Source organism: Streptomyces thermocarboxydovorans, assembly GCF_039524635.1.
Lineage (GTDB): Bacteria > Actinomycetota > Actinomycetes > Streptomycetales > Streptomycetaceae > Streptomyces > Streptomyces thermocarboxydovorans.
The window spans coordinates 1-15,822 of record NZ_BAAAGU010000092.1 but is presented as its reverse complement, the minus strand read 5'-3'; the positions used below and the strand labels follow the sequence as shown (position 1 = coordinate 15,822).

The 15,822-nt window shown below is 69.5% G+C and carries 13 protein-coding genes and 1 pseudogene; 4 read left to right on the top strand and 10 right to left on the bottom strand.

What is annotated here, in order from left to right; genetic code table 11:
* Positions 1 to 39: 39 nt before the first annotated feature.
* Both ABD198_RS28750 and ABD198_RS28745 read right to left on the bottom strand, forming a co-directional pair.
* Positions 40 to 306 carry a transposase gene (locus tag ABD198_RS28750; protein WP_344007330.1) on the bottom strand — a complete coding sequence of 89 codons (267 nt, stop codon included), beginning with the start codon at positions 304 to 306 and terminating at the stop codon, positions 40 to 42.
* Entirely contained in the window at positions 306 to 551 is a 246-nt protein-coding gene (locus ABD198_RS28745; RefSeq protein ID WP_344007328.1) for a transposase, read from the bottom strand. The genes ABD198_RS28750 and ABD198_RS28745 overlap by 1 nt, the downstream gene beginning before the upstream one ends.
* A 617-nt stretch (positions 552 to 1,168) precedes the next feature.
* On the opposite strand from ABD198_RS28745, the gene ABD198_RS28740 reads away from it, so the two are divergent.
* The 4 genes from ABD198_RS28740 (at position 1,169) to ABD198_RS28725 (ending at position 8,525) form a co-directional block, all read left to right on the top strand.
* Positions 1,169 to 2,332: an exonuclease SbcCD subunit D gene (locus ABD198_RS28740; RefSeq protein WP_344007326.1), complete on the top strand. Its 1,164-nt coding sequence runs from the start codon at positions 1,169 to 1,171 to the stop codon at positions 2,330 to 2,332.
* Between the two features lies 1 nt (position 2,333).
* Positions 2,334 to 5,342, top strand: coding sequence for an AAA family ATPase (locus ABD198_RS28735; protein WP_344007324.1), 3,009 nt, complete (start codon positions 2,334 to 2,336; stop codon positions 5,340 to 5,342).
* Between the two features lie 63 nt (positions 5,343 to 5,405).
* Complete coding sequence (locus ABD198_RS28730; protein WP_344007322.1) at positions 5,406 to 7,664, top strand: DEAD/DEAH box helicase; 2,259 nt, start codon at positions 5,406 to 5,408, stop codon at positions 7,662 to 7,664.
* 162 nt (positions 7,665 to 7,826) lie between these two features.
* Positions 7,827 to 8,525 carry a restriction endonuclease gene (locus ABD198_RS28725; RefSeq protein ID WP_344007320.1) on the top strand — a complete coding sequence of 233 codons (699 nt, stop codon included), beginning with the start codon at positions 7,827 to 7,829 and terminating at the stop codon, positions 8,523 to 8,525.
* Positions 8,526 to 8,698: 173 nt separating this feature from the next.
* On the opposite strand, the pseudogene ABD198_RS28720 reads toward ABD198_RS28725, so the two are convergent.
* The 8 genes and pseudogenes from ABD198_RS28720 to ABD198_RS28685 all read right to left on the bottom strand — a co-directional run bounded on the left by ABD198_RS28720 (position 8,699) and on the right by ABD198_RS28685 (position 15,147).
* Positions 8,699 to 9,706 (bottom strand): annotated as a pseudogene (locus ABD198_RS28720) (RNAseH domain-containing protein).
* Between the two features lie 290 nt (positions 9,707 to 9,996).
* Positions 9,997 to 10,656, bottom strand: a complete 660-nt coding sequence (locus tag ABD198_RS28715; protein WP_344007318.1) for a pPIWI_RE module domain-containing protein — start codon at positions 10,654 to 10,656, stop codon at positions 9,997 to 9,999.
* Positions 10,657 to 10,974: 318 nt separating this feature from the next.
* Positions 10,975 to 11,361: a hypothetical protein gene (locus ABD198_RS28710; RefSeq protein WP_344007317.1), complete on the bottom strand. Its 387-nt coding sequence runs from the start codon at positions 11,359 to 11,361 to the stop codon at positions 10,975 to 10,977.
* 255 nt (positions 11,362 to 11,616) lie between these two features.
* Positions 11,617 to 12,672 (bottom strand): hypothetical protein, encoded by a 1,056-nt coding sequence (locus tag ABD198_RS28705; protein ID WP_344007315.1) that lies wholly within the window; start codon positions 12,670 to 12,672, stop codon positions 11,617 to 11,619.
* Positions 12,669 to 13,763, bottom strand: coding sequence for a hypothetical protein (locus tag ABD198_RS28700; protein ID WP_344007313.1), 1,095 nt, complete (start codon positions 13,761 to 13,763; stop codon positions 12,669 to 12,671). The genes ABD198_RS28705 and ABD198_RS28700 overlap by 4 nt, the downstream gene beginning before the upstream one ends.
* A 339-nt stretch (positions 13,764 to 14,102) precedes the next feature.
* A complete protein-coding gene (locus ABD198_RS28695) occupies positions 14,103 to 14,360 on the bottom strand; it encodes a restriction endonuclease-related protein (protein WP_344007311.1) in 258 nt (85 codons plus the stop codon).
* 57 nt (positions 14,361 to 14,417) lie between these two features.
* Complete coding sequence (locus ABD198_RS28690; RefSeq protein ID WP_344007309.1) at positions 14,418 to 14,555, bottom strand: hypothetical protein; 138 nt, start codon at positions 14,553 to 14,555, stop codon at positions 14,418 to 14,420.
* Between the two features lie 244 nt (positions 14,556 to 14,799).
* On the bottom strand, positions 14,800 to 15,147 hold the full coding sequence (locus tag ABD198_RS28685; RefSeq protein WP_344007307.1) for a pPIWI_RE_Y domain-containing protein: 348 nt from the start codon (positions 15,145 to 15,147) through the stop codon (positions 14,800 to 14,802).
* Between the last annotated feature and the right edge of the window lie 675 nt (positions 15,148 to 15,822).

Genomic DNA, 15,822 nt, shown 5'->3' with positions numbered 1-15,822 from the left:
CCATCCGGCCCAGAAACCTCCTTCCGAGTTCCTCCCGGCTCAGCCGGGGATACAAACAGGGCGCCTCGTGGCGCACAAGAGGCGCTCGACGATCCACCGCTTGGGCAGCACCACGAACCCCTTCTGGTCGTCGCTGCGCTTGACGATCGCCACGACCATGGCGCAAGCGGCCAGACAGTACTCGACGAGGCTGCCGGTGTACCCGCCATCAGCCCAGACCAGCTCAAGGCGGTGGTGCACGTCGGCCACCTGTTCAAGCAGCACCCGGGCGGCGATGCGGTCACCGACGTCCGCGCGCGCGACCATCACCCCAGCAGCAGGCCGAGCGTGTCGACCACGACGTGCCGCTTGCGACCGTTGACCAGCCTCCCGCCGTCGAAGCCGCGGCTGTCCGCACCGACAACAGCGTCCGCCTTCACCGACTGCGAGTCGATCACACCCGCACCCGGCTCCGCATCGCGGCCCAGCTTCTCGCGGACCGTCGCGCGCAGCCGGTCGTGGAACTCCTTGACCATGTCGTGATCGCGCCAGCGACGGAAGAAGGCGTACACACGGTCCCACGGGCGGGAAGTCGGCAGGCATCGCCCGCCACTTGATTCCGCTGTCGACCAGGTAGCGGATCCCATCGAGCAGCGCCCGGTGACAGTACGCCTCCGGCTGTCCTCGCCGGGCCGCGCATCCAGCCAGGCACCGGCAGCAACGGCCGGATGGCCGCCCACTCCGCGTCCGTCATGTCCGTCGGACAGCGCGGCTGCCGGCACCCGTTGTCGGCGGCGTTTTCCGAACCGATGAGCCAGACAGTCACACTCCAGCGGGACGGAACTGGACTGCCCGACCATCGACACGGAACACTGCGGCACCAGGGCCTCCTGATGTTGCTCGGTGATTAGACACCAACGAGCTGTTCAGGAGGCCCTGCTCGTATACGCCGAGCACCCCGAGACCACCCGATCGGGACTCCCGTTCGATCGACAAACCCCAAGACCGGTACGACAACAGCTACCTATCTTGCCTCCTGCCACTGACAATCACCCGCTGGCGCCAGCCGGGCCCCGGAGAGCCACCAAGGGGAGCCGCACCCCTGTCCGCAGCCTCAACCTGCCCGCTTTCACCTCCGATATCGGGAAAACCCCCGCCGCGTGCAGCTCAGTGGTATCCGTCTGTGCTCATGCGGTTCTTGCACACCTCGGACTGGCACCTGGGGCGCCGGTTCCACGAGGCTGATCTGATCGACGCGCAGCGCGCCTTCCTCACCCACATCCACGACACGGTCCGCGAGAGGGACGTCGACGCCATCCTCGTGGCCGGCGACATCTACGACCGTGCCATTCCCAGCCTCGATGCCGTGCGCCTCTTCGACGGCGCCCTGAGCCAATTCGCCGACCTGCGCATCCCCATCATGATGATCAGCGGCAACCACGACTCGGCCCACCGACTCGGCGTCGGCGCCAGCGTCCTTGCCCGGGCCGGCGTGCACCTGCGGACCGACCCGGCCACCGCCTGCACCCGCCCGGTCCTGCTGGATGACGAGCACGGCACCGTCGCTGTGTACGGCATCCCCTATCTCGAGCCGTCCCTGACCCATGACGATCTCGAGGCCGACAAGAGCCACCAGGCGGTGACCACCGCAGCCCTGGACCGCATCCGCGCCGACCTCGCCACCTACCCCGACGGCACCCGCAGCGTCGTCGTGGCCCACGCCTTCGTCGCCGGCGGTGAACCTTCCACCAGCGAGCGCGACATCACCGCCGGCGGCCTCGACTACGTCTCCGCCAGCGCCTTCACCGGCATCGACTACGCCGCCCTCGGACATCTCCACGGCGCCCAGAACGTCAACGACCGCATTCACTACAGCGGTTTTCCGCTGGCCTACTCCTTCTCCGAAACACACCACACCAAATCCCTGACCATCGTCGACATGGCCGGCGACGGCACCGTCACTCTCACCCCCGTGCCCACGCCCGTCCCGCGGCCGCTGGCCTTGCTGAAGGGCACCCTCGCAGACCTGCTGACCAACCCCGCCCACGAGGCGATGACCGGCAGCCGGCTCCAGGTCACCCTCACCGACCCCGCCCTGCCGTACGAGCCGATGGCCCAGCTACGCCGCCGCTTCCCCCACACCCTGCGCCTGCTGCACGAACGCCCCGACCACCCGCAGCAGGCCGTCGACCGCCCCACCTATACCCAACGCCTGCAAGGCCGAGGCGACCTCGACATCGCCTGCGACTTCATCAAGAAAGTACGCGGCGACGACCCCACCCCCGCCGAACACACCCTGCTGCGCCGCGCCGTCGAAGCCACCCTGCACACCACACACCAGGAGACCGTCTAAAGTGCGCCTGCACAGCCTCACCCTGCAGGCCTTCGGCCCCTTCGCAGGAACCCACACCATCGACTTCGACTCCCTCAGCAGCGACGGCCTCTTCCTGCTGCACGGTGCCACCGGAGCCGGAAAGAGCACCGTCTTCGACGCCATCTGTTACGCCCTGTACGGCAAGCCACCCGGCGACCGCGACCAGCTGCTGCGCAGCGACCACGCCGCCGACCACCTGATCACCCAGATCGTCCTGGAGGCCACCATCTCCGGACGCCGCCTGGAGATCACCCGCATACCCCAGCAACCCCGGCCCAAGGCCCGCGGCACCGGCACCACCCAGCAGAACGCCAGGACACTGCTGCGCGAGTACAAGCACGACCCCGCCTCCGGACAGGGCAGTTGGGAGGCTTCCAGCAACTCCCACCAGGAGATCGGCGACCGCCTCCAGGCGCTGCTGGGCATGAGCCGGGATCAGTTCTGTCAGGTCGTTCTCCTGCCGCAGAACCAGTTCACCCAGTTCCTGCGCGCCAAAGCATCCACCCGCAAGGACCTCCTCGGCAAGCTGTTCCGCACCCAGCGCTTCACGGACATCGATCGCTGGCTGCAAGAACGCAGCCGCGAGGCGGAAAAGGACCTCAAGGCGGCCCGCGGCGACGTCATCAGCCTTATCGACCGCATCCACGGCGTCGCCACCGGACTCGACCACGAGCAAGACGCCCCCACCGGCAACGACCCGCAGACCCTGACCGAACCCGCACAGGCGTGGGCGACCTCCCTGGTGAAAGCAGCGTCCGCGCAGCTCGAGACGGCCATCGCCCAGGCCGAAACAGCTGCCGCCGACCTGGATGCGCACCAGGCCAACGAACTCCTCGTGCGCACCCTGCACCAGCAGCAGAACGAGCACCGCGCCGCCGCCGAGCAACTGGAGCAGCTGAAGCAGCAAGAACCCCGGCAACGGCTCATCACCGGCAAGCTCGAACAAGCCCGCCGCGCCGGCAAGTTGGCAGCCGTTCTCCACGCCGCCCGCACCGCCGTGCAGGAACACACCCGTGCTGCCGAGACCGAGGCGAAGGCGCGCAGCGTCCTCACTCCTGCGCACGCCATCGCCGCGGCCGAAGAACTGGCCACCGCAGAGCAGCAGACACGGGCCGAAGCGACCCTCGCCGAAGCGCTGCTGCCGCAGGAAGCCGCCGTGCAGCAGATGACGCGGGACCTGAAGCAGCTGGACGCCGAACGGCAGACGCACACCGCCGACCAGCTCGAGGCCCACGACTGGCTCGCCAAGGAGCCCGGCCTCCGTACGGCCGTGACCACACGCCTGGAAGCCGCACAGCGCGCCGAGACCGACAGCGTCCACCAGCAGTCCGCCCTCGCAGACATCCGTCGGCGCCTAAAAGCCGCACAGCAGCGCGACGCCTGCCTCGCCGACGTCGCTGCGCGCAAAGAGCGTCTGCAGGCCGCCCACACCGCCACCACCGAGGCCGCCCAGGCCTGCATCACCATCCGCCGACAGCGCACCGAGGGCATGGCCGCGGAACTGGCCGCCGGCCTCACCGACGGCTCGCCCTGCCCGGTGTGCGGATCGTGCACCCACCCCGCCCCGGCTGCCCCGCACCCAGGCCAGCCCACCCGGGAAGACGAGCAGGCGGCCGAGGCCCTCCACCTCGATGCCGAGACGACCGAAGAGGCCGCAGCAACCGCGCTCCAGCAGGCCCAGGACCAGGCTGCGCAAGCCCGCGCCCAGGCCGGCGACGATCCGCTGGCCGACATCCAGGCCCTTCTGGCCACCACGCAAGCGGACCTCGAACAGACCCTGAAGACGGCCTCCGACGCCGGTCCCGCGAACGAGGAACTTGCCGTCCTCGACCACGAACACACGAGCATGACGCAGAAGGCCACCACCGCCGGTGAACGCCTCGCAGCCTGCAACGCCGAGTACGACCACCTCTCCACCCAGCTGGCCGACCTCACCCAGCAACTGGACCAAGCACGCCACGGCGCGCCCACCGTCGCCGACCGCCTGGCCGACCTCACCCGCACCGCCGACCAGCTAAAGGCCGCCGCCGAAGCCGCCTCCACTACGCGGCGCCGGGCACGGGAACGCACCCTGCAGACCATCGAGGCCGAGACCGCAGCCCGCCAGCAGGGCTTCGACACCCTTCAGGCCGCCGAAGAAGCCGCCCGCGACGACGACGCGCTGCACGCCCTCGAAGACGAGATCCAGAAGTTCAGCCACCAACAGGCCGTGCACACGGCCACCCTCGAGCGGCCCGACCTCGTCCAGGCCGCCGCGCGGCCGCCCGCCGACCTCGACGCCGCCATCCACCTGCACAAGACGGCAACCCAACGCCACACCGAGGCAGCCGCCGCCACCACCGCAGCCCGCACCCGCCACGACAACCTCACCCGGCACACCACTGACCTCGCCGCCGGCATTCAGCGCATGCAGCCCCTGCAGGAGGCCTACGACACCGTCCACCACCTTCAGGAAGTCATCCACGGCACCTCACCCAGCAACCGCGACCGCATGGAACTGGAGGCCTACGTCCTCGCCGCCCGGCTCGAACAAGTCGTCGACGCAGCCAACACCCGCCTGCTGCGCATGTCCGACCACCGCTACACGCTCTCCCACAGCGACGACCGTGCCTCGCACGGCGCCCGCTCCGGCCTCGGACTAAAAATCACCGACGCCTGGACCGGCCGCCCCCGCCCCACCGGCACCCTCTCCGGCGGAGAGTCCTTTTTCGCCTCCCTCTCCCTCGCCCTGGGCCTCGCCGACGTCGTCACCTACGAGGCAGGCGGCCGCGTCCTGGACACCCTCTTCATCGACGAAGGCTTCGGCACCCTCGACGACGACACCCTCCACCAGGTCCTCGACGTCCTGGACTCCCTGCGCGCCCACGATCGCACCGTCGGACTCATCAGCCACGTCCCCGAACTCCGCCGCCGCATCACCAGCCAGCTCCACGTCCGCAAAGGAACCAGCGGCTCCACCCTGCACCTGGTATCCCAAGCCGCCGAATAACCTCTCCCGCGATGTCACAATGACCTCAGCTCGCAAGCTCATACCCCGGAGCGGCGTCCCCCCATGGCCACAGCACCTATCGAACTGCGCCCCCACCAAAAGGACGCCGTCACCGCGGTCACCCGCATCCTCGGCCAGCAGCCCCGCGCCAACGTCATCGCCGCCTGCGGCACTGGCAAGACACTGATCGCCGCCCGCACCACCGCCCGCATCGCCCCGCGGGGAAGAGTCCTGGTGCTGCTGCCGACGCTGGATCTGCTGTCCCAGACGATCCGTTCCTGGCGTGCCGCAGGACGCAAGGGCACCACGGTCTCGGTGTGTTCGGCCCGCCAGGCGGCCCTCGACCATGAGCCGCTCGGCGCAGACGTCCCCATGACCACCGACCCCGCAGACCTGGCCGCCCTCACTACCACACACCGGCCAGGCCCCATCACCGCCTACGCCACCTACACCTCCCTGCCCGCTGTGGTCACCGCCCACCGCGACCATCACCTGCCCCCCTGGGACCTGATCGTCGTCGACGAAGCCCACCGCACCGCCGGCCGCCTCGGCAAGGCCTGGGCCGCCGTCCACCACGACGACCAGGTCCCCGCCGCCCGCCGCCTCTACCTCACCGCCACCCCCCGCATCTGGGACGCCGACGCCGACCGGGAGGGGAATAGCGAGGCGGTGGCGTCCATGGACGACGAAAACCTCTTCGGCCCCGTCGCCTACCAGCTGTCCCTCTCCGACGCCATCGATCTCGGCCTGCTCGCCGACTACCGGATCCTCGTCCCCGTCGTCACCGACGCAGACCTGCGCGACTGGCTCGCCACCGGACCCGGTGCCGGCGCCGACGGCCTGCGCCTGGCCGGCCGCCAGGTCGCAGCCCTGCGCGCCGTCCACGACCACCGCCTGCGCCGCGTCCTCACCTTCCACCACCGCGTCGCCGACGCCCGCGCCTTCGCCACCACCCTGCACGAGACCGCAGCCACCCTCCCCGCCGACCTGAGACCCCAAGGACTATGGGCGGACTGGATCAGCGGCCACCACACCCCCCAGGTCCGCCGCCGACTCCTGCTCGAATTCGCCTCCCACACCAACCCCCACACCCCCGCAGTACTGTCCAACGCACGCGTTCTGGGCGAAGGCATCGACGTGCCCGCCATCGACGCCGTCGTCTTCGCCGACCCCAAAAGCAGCCCCGTCGACACCGTCCAGGCCGTCGGCCGCGCCCTGCGCCAGGACCCCGGCGCCGGCAAGAAGGCCACCCTGGTCGTCCCCGTCTACCTCACCCCCGGCGAAGACCCCGACGACCTCCTCAGCGCCGACGCCTACACCCCCCTCTGGCACACCATCCAGGCCCTGCGCGCCCACGACGACCGCCTCGAAGCACGCCTCGCCGACCCCCGCACCCACCGCACCACCACACCACCCGAAGACCCCGAGGCCTGGCTGCGCTTCGACCGCCCCACCCGAACGGAAGAAGTCGCCCTCGCCCTCTGCCTGCGGGTCCTGGCACCCAAGAGCGCCGAATGGCGCCGCGGCCTGAACGCCGCCCGCCGCTACCACCGCACCCACCACCACCTCGACGTCCCCCAGCACTACGAGGACCCCACCGGCTACCCCCTGGGCCGCTGGCTCACCTGGCAACGCCACCTGCACACCAAGGAAACACTCGACGCTGCACGAGTGCATGCCCTCGAACGCCTCGGCATCATCTGGGACCCCCGCCAGCAGGCCTTCGAGCGCGCACTGGCCCACGCCGCCGTGTACGCCGCCCGTCACGGCCACCTCGTCCCACCCGTTGACGAGATCCACGACAGCTTCCCCCTCGGCCGCTGGCTGGCCACACAGCGCACTCGCGCCGAGACCCTCACCGACCAGCGCGCCACCGCCCTCACCGCGCTGGACCCGTGGTGGAACCCGCCCTGGCCGATCACCTGGCAACGGGCCTACCACGCCGCCCGTCAGAGCCTGGCAGCCAACAAGACTGCCGCCGAGGCTGAGAGGTGGCTTGAGACCCCGCGCGCCCGCTCCCACCGCCTGCACCCTGAACAGAAGTCGCTGCTCAAGGAGTTGGGGCTGGTCGAACCGCCCGACACATCCGGCTCCCCGGCGACTCAGACCCGCATGCCGGCGCGCGAGCGTGCCTTCCAGCGCGGGCTGGCCGCCGCACGGGCCTTCCGCGCACGCGAAGGCCACCTCAACGTCCCCCAGCGCCACATCGAGAAGATCGACGGCGACCCCGTGCGCCTGGGCCAGTGGCTGAGCAACCTGCGCCGCCGCCGCTCCGTTCTCAGCCCGCAGAGGCAAGCAGTCCTGGCCGAACTCGGCCTGTAGCACACCAATGCGCCTCCTCGAAGAGAACTCAGAACCAGCCGGGGCGGCAAGGGGCGAGAGGTTCAAGCCATGGCCTGACTGCGCCCCTGGCGGCGTCGCTCGGCATGCCCACACTGCACAGCAGGGAGCAATCCACCCTGGCCGGTGCAAGAGGGGGCAGAAATGGTGGCCAAACCCAAGGGCAAGGCGATACGCAGACGACACACCGCCCGGAACAAAGCAGCGGCAGGAGCGCTTGCCACGCTGGTCCCGTTAGGTCTGCTGCGGCCGATGTTGTTGCTGTATCTCGGCGCTCTGCTTGCCGCCGCGGGAATCGGCTGGATGGTGTGGCGGGTCTGGCGTACCGACCGGCTGCTGCGAAGCAAGGACGCCACCTGGAGGCGACAGGAGGAGATCGCAGCAGGACAGCGGACGCTGGCTGCCATCGACGTGATGTCCGGCACCGAGTTCGAGGAAGCGGTCGCCGAGCTATGCCGCCGTGACGACTGCACACAGGTACGACGAGTGGGCGGCGCCGGGGACAACGGAGCCGACGTGCTCGGCCGGCTGCCCGATGGCCGGACCATGGTGATCCAGTGCAAGCGGTACGCACCCCACCGGACGATCGCCAGTCGCGAAATGCGCGATCTGCTGGGAGCAAAGGTGCATTTCGCTGCGGAGGTGGCCATCTTCGTCGCCACCACACGCTTCAGCCCTCAGGCCGAGGCGTTCGCGGTCGATCACCACATCCTCACCCTGCACCGTGACTTCTTTGGCCTGTGGAACAACGGGACACCGCTGCTGTCTCTGGCCGCAGTCAACGGACGCGGACAGGGAGAAGCCCGCCACCGAGCACGCTGGAAACAGACCTATTCCAAGTAATCAGCCGCAAGCCCCTGTTGGGCGGCCTGTTCGGATCGCGAACAGGTGAGGGGAGCGGCACAGTAAACCGGCCCTGCCCGCCCTGGGCCCGGGCGGGGGCACGGCAGCAGCCAACCGCCCATCGGCTGCACCGGCACCGAGTCCGGAAGCCACTGTGCCCGCCGTCACCTCGCCTACTCGCTCACCCCTTCCTGGTCGACGAAGCCAGGGTGCTTTTCATCAGCGCTCTTCGCCAGGTGCAACGGCGCGGGCAGGTTGGTGCGCCCGTCCCACATGGCGGCCTGCTCCGAGATCCGCGCGGCCAGACCTGCCAACTGCTCCTCACGCCACCCGCCGAAGTGAGCTACGACGTATTCGGTGCGGGTCATGGCGTGGAAGGGAGCGCCCATCTGCGCCAGTTGCCCGCCAGGCAGGGTGCGGCGCGTGTACTGGGTGCCGGTGCGCTGGCCGCCAGCGTGCTGGCGGGACTACCCGGAGAACAGCCAGGACACCACACCGCCGTAATCGTGACGGTAGAGGATCTTCTCCGGCATGACCGGCTGCAACGGGTTGGCCGGCAGCTTGCCCCCGCCGCCGGTGCGCCGTGACGGCTGCGGTGTGCCCTGCCCGTTGCCGACCCGGACGACCGCCACATCCCGTCCCTGCGCCATCAAGCTCTGCCCGGGGACACCGCCCTCGCCAAGCCGGTCGTTGCACAGCCCGGGCCAGATCCGCTCACGCTCCTCGGCAAAGACGATGATCGGATACCGGTCACCGAGCGCAGCCAGCGCCCGCTCGACATAGGTGCGCACGTTGTCCGGGCCCCCGTAGTCCTCCCGCAGATGATATCCCTTCTTGCCGATGAGACCGGCATGATGCAGGGCCCGTGCCTGGGCCAGCGGGAGCCAGCCCTGATCGCTGTACATGAAGGCGGGCCAGTAGGCGTCCTCGCCGAGCGGGATGCGCATGGCGACCAGGGTGATGGCCAGCACGGCCGGTTTGCGGGGATGGCCGAGGCGTTCGGCGAAGCGGTGGTAGCGGGTCCACAGCCCCACGGTCAGGCTGCGGTCGTGGCTGCCGTGGCGCACCAGTTCGGGCAGCCGCACCGTCACGAGCTTGTAGCCGGGTGCCAGGACCACGGGCTGCTCGTCGGGCAGGTCGGCCAGTTCGGGCCGCGCGTAGTCGCGGGCCAGCTGCCCCATCACCCGCGTGCGCCAGCCGGCCGACTCGTACAGCACGACGGTGCGCAGCGTGTCGAGTTGGGCGCTGGCCATGGCGTCGGCCATCTTGGCGGCCGGCACGTAGGGCGGCAGGTTCCCGCCCGGCTTGCTGACCTTGATGGGGGTCCCGGTGCAGACGACGGGCTCCTGGCCGAGGACGCGTGTGGCGTGTTCCTCGAGCCGGGCATGGAACATCGCCCCGGCGCCCTTGTCGATCGGGTGTTTGCCCGTGCGGTGCACCCCGCGCACCTCCCCGAGTTCGGCCAGTCCCGTCAGGGGCGGCTGGGGCAGGCGGCCGACGCCGCAGGCCTCGACGATCTGTGCCGTCGCCCCGCGGTAGGAGACGGCCGCGGGCTGCATGAACCCGTCCGGGCCCTTCTCCCACCGGGTGCCGGGTTGACGGGATGGCGCAGCAGGACGTTGCGGATGCCCTTGTAGTGGGTGGCGACACGCGAGATCCGCGCCGACAGATGCGCCACCAGACACTTTCCGCCCGGGGCGGCCTCGACCTCGATGCGAATGCGCTCCATGGCGTAGCCGGCGATGCGCCGACGCTTGCCGCTCTCCTCGTCGATCCACGTCCGCTCGTGAACCAGCGGCACTTGCCACGCCAGTAGGTCACCCCCACTGTCGACGCGGAACCGCAGCGCGGGCAGCGACTCGTCGAGCGGGAGCGGCTGATCGGCCAGCATGCCCGCCAGCCGCCACCCGGCCACCCTAAACGCCCAGCGGGGACCGGTAACCCGCCCCATGGGGTCGCGGTGCAGCAGCGAACTGAGCGGCTGGGGCCCGTCGCCGTCCAGCCGCAGCAGGGCGGCGAGGGTGTCGCGTCCGTCATGCCCCTCCAGCCGCGTCTCCCATCCCGCATCAGGGTGCGCACCACGTCCCCATCCAGTGGTCCGGGCGTGACGATCACGCTCCGCCCGGACCATCGGCCGGTCCTGGCGGGCCGGTCGGGGTTGGTGAACACCAGCCGCTCACCAGTCACGGCGCGCGCCGCTGTCTGCAGGGACGCAATCGGCTGCACGGCCTCCTTGCCCCGCGGCTTAGGCAGCCGCCGCCAGGCCGACGCGAACGCCTCGTCCTGGGGATAGACGTGCACGATGCCCAGCAGCCAGTCATCCAGCGGGAAGGACAGCGTGAACAGGCGGCCGCGGTCCTCACTCACCATTCGCCCATCTCCTCATCCTCGTCGTCCTCGTTCTCGTGTCCGGTGGGGGAGCGCTCCGTCAGGCCCAGCAGGGCGTCGGTCATGGTGGTGCGGTAGACGGCGTCGACAGCGGCATGTGGTCCTCCTCCTGCCATTTCCCACGCAACTGCTCGAGGAGGGAGGACAGGGTGGAGTGGGCGGCGGTGTGGGTGAAGGCGGCGTCCAGCAGCCGCAGCAGCCCCGGGTCCCCGCCGCGGCGGGTGCGCCCGCCCAGCTGGATCAGCCGGGTCAGGATCTCCGCGACGACGGCGAGTTTGACGTCCTCGCTCAAGGTCTTGAAGTAGCCCTGGCCGCTGCGGATGTCGTCGAAGATCTGGCCCGCCCCGATCCGCAGCCGCTCCAGCTCTGCTGCGGGATTCGGGCCCGGCCGCCGCTGGCGGTAGGCGAGGGAGTTGACCAGGGACAGCAGCACCGGGGGGTCTTCCATCACCGGGACGGGCCGGTTGACCAGGCAGGCGACATGCAGCAGGGAGCGCGCGCTGGTCGACGATGTTCAGGCCGCGCTCGACCCGGGCCATGGGGGCGATCAGGTACCGGCACCGGCCGTGGCCCACGGCGTGGGGGAACTGTCCGAGCCGGTTGCTGGGGATGGGCACCCAGCCGGGCGGCATCCGCTCCAGCGCAGCCATGTCCTGCGGCCACACTGCCACGCAGATCTCGGATGCCGCGACTCCTGCGTCGATCATGCCGCGGGCGAGCGCCGGACCGGCGTTGCATGCGGTCGGCGCGAGCAGCGCATACGCCCGGTGTGTGGTGGCCGGGTCTGCGGCCACCGCGTCGAGCTGCGCGGGAAGGTCCTGGCCGACGCCGCGTCCCACGGCGATGTAGGCGCGTTCCCGGCTGGCTCCCTCGGTGCCGGACACCGATGCTCGCCCCGTCGGTCCTGGCCCGCCTGCAGCTCGACGGTGAGCCTTCCGTTGGCGTCGTCCGGCACGTACCAGGCCGGCTCCGGCAGGAGGTGATGACGCGGCGCGTACGGCATGAACGCTGTTGCGGACATACCGATCACCGCCCGGCGGGTGCCGGTATGGGCGAGCGCGGTCACCTCGCCCAGGTAGGCGAGGTGGGCGTGTGGATCCCCGGCATAGGACTTCAGCCGCAGCGCCGTCTGGTGCCGATCGGCCGGGTCGAACGTCTCAGAGAACGCGAACAGCGCACGCCCCAAAGGGCCGTAGGGGGCAGCCCGCCACGGCACATGCGAGGCCAGCGCGTCCACCAGGCCGTTGCCGGCGGAGATCCCCGCCCCCCGCAGCGGCGCCGCGCCCCCGACGATGCGGTGCAGAATGCTGCGCATCTCCTCCAGATACGCCCGCCGGGCCGCCAGCAGCGCCAGGGAGGACAGCCGCTTGTCGTCCGTCTCCCCGGTGACAGCCGAGAACGCCTCCCAGATGCACTTCAAAGTGGCGTGGGTGAGCCGGTCCGACCCGCTGGCCAGATCCGTGACCGACGACACCCATTCCCTCAGCTGGGCCATCCCCTCGACCTCATCGGCCAACTCCAGCGGTCCCTCGCGCTTGTAGAGCTGGTTGACCGCCTGCATCTGCTGCTCAGTAGGCCGCTCACCCTCCTCCAGCCTGAAGATCCGGGAAGCGAACAGCCCATCCCAGCGGCGCGGCACCACCATGCTGCGCCGCTCCCGGTCGGGATGGATGACCCCGCCGACGAGGTGGGACACATAAGACTCGGCCAGCCACACCAGATGGTTGACCAGCGGCCGCAGATACTGCTCGAGACTCATCGGCAGCCGGTGACAGTGCCGCCGGAACTGGCTGTCGAGATCCCGTACCGGGGTGTGCTCCGCACCATCCTGGGCCAGTAGCACCTGACGGCCGCCTGCTCAAAGGCCTGCGCCTGCAGCGCGTCGGCCTCGTCGATGATGACCAGATGACTGCGGTGCAGCAGGAGCTGCTCGGTGGTCATGCGCCCTCCCGGCGCGGGCCGCGCCGCCACCGGCGCGTGGATGTGCCCGGTGAGGAAGTTCGCATGGTTGGTGACGAGGATGTCCGCCGTCGCCGCGGCCCGGTGGTGGCGGAACTTCCCACACCTGCCGCGCCACGGGCAGGCCAAAGTCTTGTCCGATCTGGGCCCGTTGGGCTTGATCTGGTCGCACGGCTCCTGGCCCCGCTTCCAGGCATCCACCGCTACGGAGGAGGTAGTGGCGTGCCCGGTCAGCGGGCAGCTGTAGGACATCTCCCGATACACCCAGCTCCTGAAGTCCGCATCGTGCGGGTTGCCGGCCGTCTGCTCGGCCAGCTCCATCATGGAGGCGGGGGAGAGGACCGGCGTTACCTGCGCTGAGATCTCCAGGTCGGCCAGGTCCTGCCGCAGCCGGTACACGCTGGCCAAAACCTGCGCGTTCTGCGGAACGCCCAGCGAGACCACCCGGCCCCGCTGGGCGCACCACACCGCGACGAGTTCACTCAAGACGTTCTTGCCCATACCGGTAGGCATGGAAGACCCGCAGTGGCCCGGCCTCAACGCGTAGGAGTTCGCCCACATCCAGGCCGTCGCGGCCACGGGCATGCTGCCGGATGTCCGCGACCGCCTTGCGCCGGTAGTCCTGCCCGCGCAGCGCATCAAGCCTCCCCGCGATGTCGTCCAGGTCAGAGAAGGGACCACCACTTCGTCCACGACCGGGGCCTCACCCAGATCCTGCACGACGCTGGGAGCGGGAGGCCCTTGGTAGTCGAGGTCGTAGCGGACGTCCACCACCCGGCCCGACGGGCTGAGCGGATCTCTGATCCGCAGGTCGCTAACGTAGGAGCCGGGCGGCGCGGACTTGGGCTGGGACTGCCCCTTGGCCGCGTTGTCCTCGAGCTCGTCCAGCAAGGCATCGATGAGGGCTTCCTCTCGCCCGCGAACCGCATCAGCACCTGTTCCTCCCCGTCGGCCGGGGCGAACTCGACTGCCTCACCGCTGTCCAGGATTGCTGCCCTCTCCGTGACAAACACCGAGTGGGAGGCAAGGACAGCAGGCCGCTGCCCCAGCATCCGGGTGATCCGCACCTGATCGGGCAGAGCCAGAGTGGCCAGCCGCCCCACAGATGCATCTGTCCCGTGGTCAGGAAGTGCGCATCAGCAAGATTCACCACACGCCGCCACGCTGCCTGCTCCTGCGGCGCCCGGCCGGGGAACACCCGCGCGGCCAGCAGGATCGCCGCCCGCAGCGTCAGCGGCACGCTGACGGAGTACCTCGCGCTCTTCGCCGACGCCATGCACCCATACCCTTCACCCGCTTCGTCACGGCCGCCTTGAAACGGCTGACCGTGAACACGCTGTAGCGCTGCCCATCAGCAGTCCGCAGCGCATCGAGCCCGGCCTGCAGCTGATTCACCTGGCTGTGCCGGTAGTTGGGGACGACCACCGTCTCCCCGGCAGGCGGCCGATCGATGATCGTCTGCGCGTCCTGGTGGTCCTTGACGTCCACCCGCCAGCGATGCCCGTCCGCCAGGTAGACGCCGATATCCCACTCGTCCAGATTCTCTCAGCGCTCGATGCGCACCCCCTCCTGCCTCTCCAGCCACTGCATCAGGCCCACCTCACTGAGCCCGGGGCAGGTGATGTACCGCCACACCCCCCAGTCCAGCCACAACACGCCCTCCGCCAGCTCCGCAGCCGTCACCAACCGGCCCCGCCCACCCGTCAATCGACAAGTCCGAACCGGCTCTGATGCGGCGGATACTCACACCGCAACTGCCCACCCCGCAGCACCATCGGATGCCGGCACTGCGGACACGGCCACAACCACGACGACGCCCCCACCCACACCCGGTCTGAGGGAACAGGCCGATAAACGTCCATCCGGGCCGCGCCACGACGCGAGTACTCCTCGACCAACGCCCGCTCCGTGCCGCACGGCACCTCGGTCAGCATGGTCGCCGCGCCGCCACATAGCCGGCCTGCCCACCGGAACGGATATGCCGAAAGACAGCCCGCTCCGTCTGCTGAACCCACGCCGGAAGCCATGTCCCACCGAGATCGAAGTACCCGTCGTCTCCGTAAAGGGCCTCCAGATAGTTCATCCCCGCCTCGAAGGCCTCCTCCGTCAGCTCAACGTTGTCCGTCAGGACAACCAAATCCCCCATCGCCGAAGGCAGTTCTTCCCAAGCAAAAGGCACCCACTTCCGCAGGCGCACCGGCAGCAAATCGATCATCTCGGCAGGCGTCGAAGGCCCGGCCCCCACCGGCAGACTCGACAACAGCACCCCATGCATACGCGACAACTCCCGCCACGCACGAGGCTCCTCAACCCGGTTGATCCACGCCGCACCAGCCCGCAGAGCAGCGGTAATGCTCCTCCGAGCGGCAACATGTTGACTGACAGCACAACTCATCACCGCTCCACGCCCCACCAGTGGTATTCGGGGCCATTCCAGACGGGCCAACAACTCCCGGAACCTACAAGCCGGGTCTGACAATGCCTCCGAAACCAACGAAGACGGGCCCCAGCGATAGCGGGGCACCGCAGAAACCGGACATGGCCGAGGGCCACCAGGCCCCGCCTCACTAGTTTCTGTTGGCCCGTCAGGGCAAAAGCCAAGCCGGCCCCGGCATATCAAGGGGGAGGGGAGAGAGGAACCGGATAACTGTCTAACAAACCCTGACGACATCACGGCGCCGCAGGCGCCCACACCTCACAACGCCTGCCCGCCAGGGCAGGGAACCTCAACTCATTCCGACACCCCACTGTCATGCCGCCAGGCATGACACCTTCAGACACATGACGGCGGGGCCGTCAGTCCTCACATCGTCTGTTCCTGTTGGCCCGTCAGGGCCAACCAGCTTTAACCACTGTCATGCCGTCAGGCATGACGACACGTCACCTTACGGGCCGTCAGGCCCGGTAGTTGGCCGCCAGGCCAACTTAAGAGCCGTCAGGCTCTCCGCCC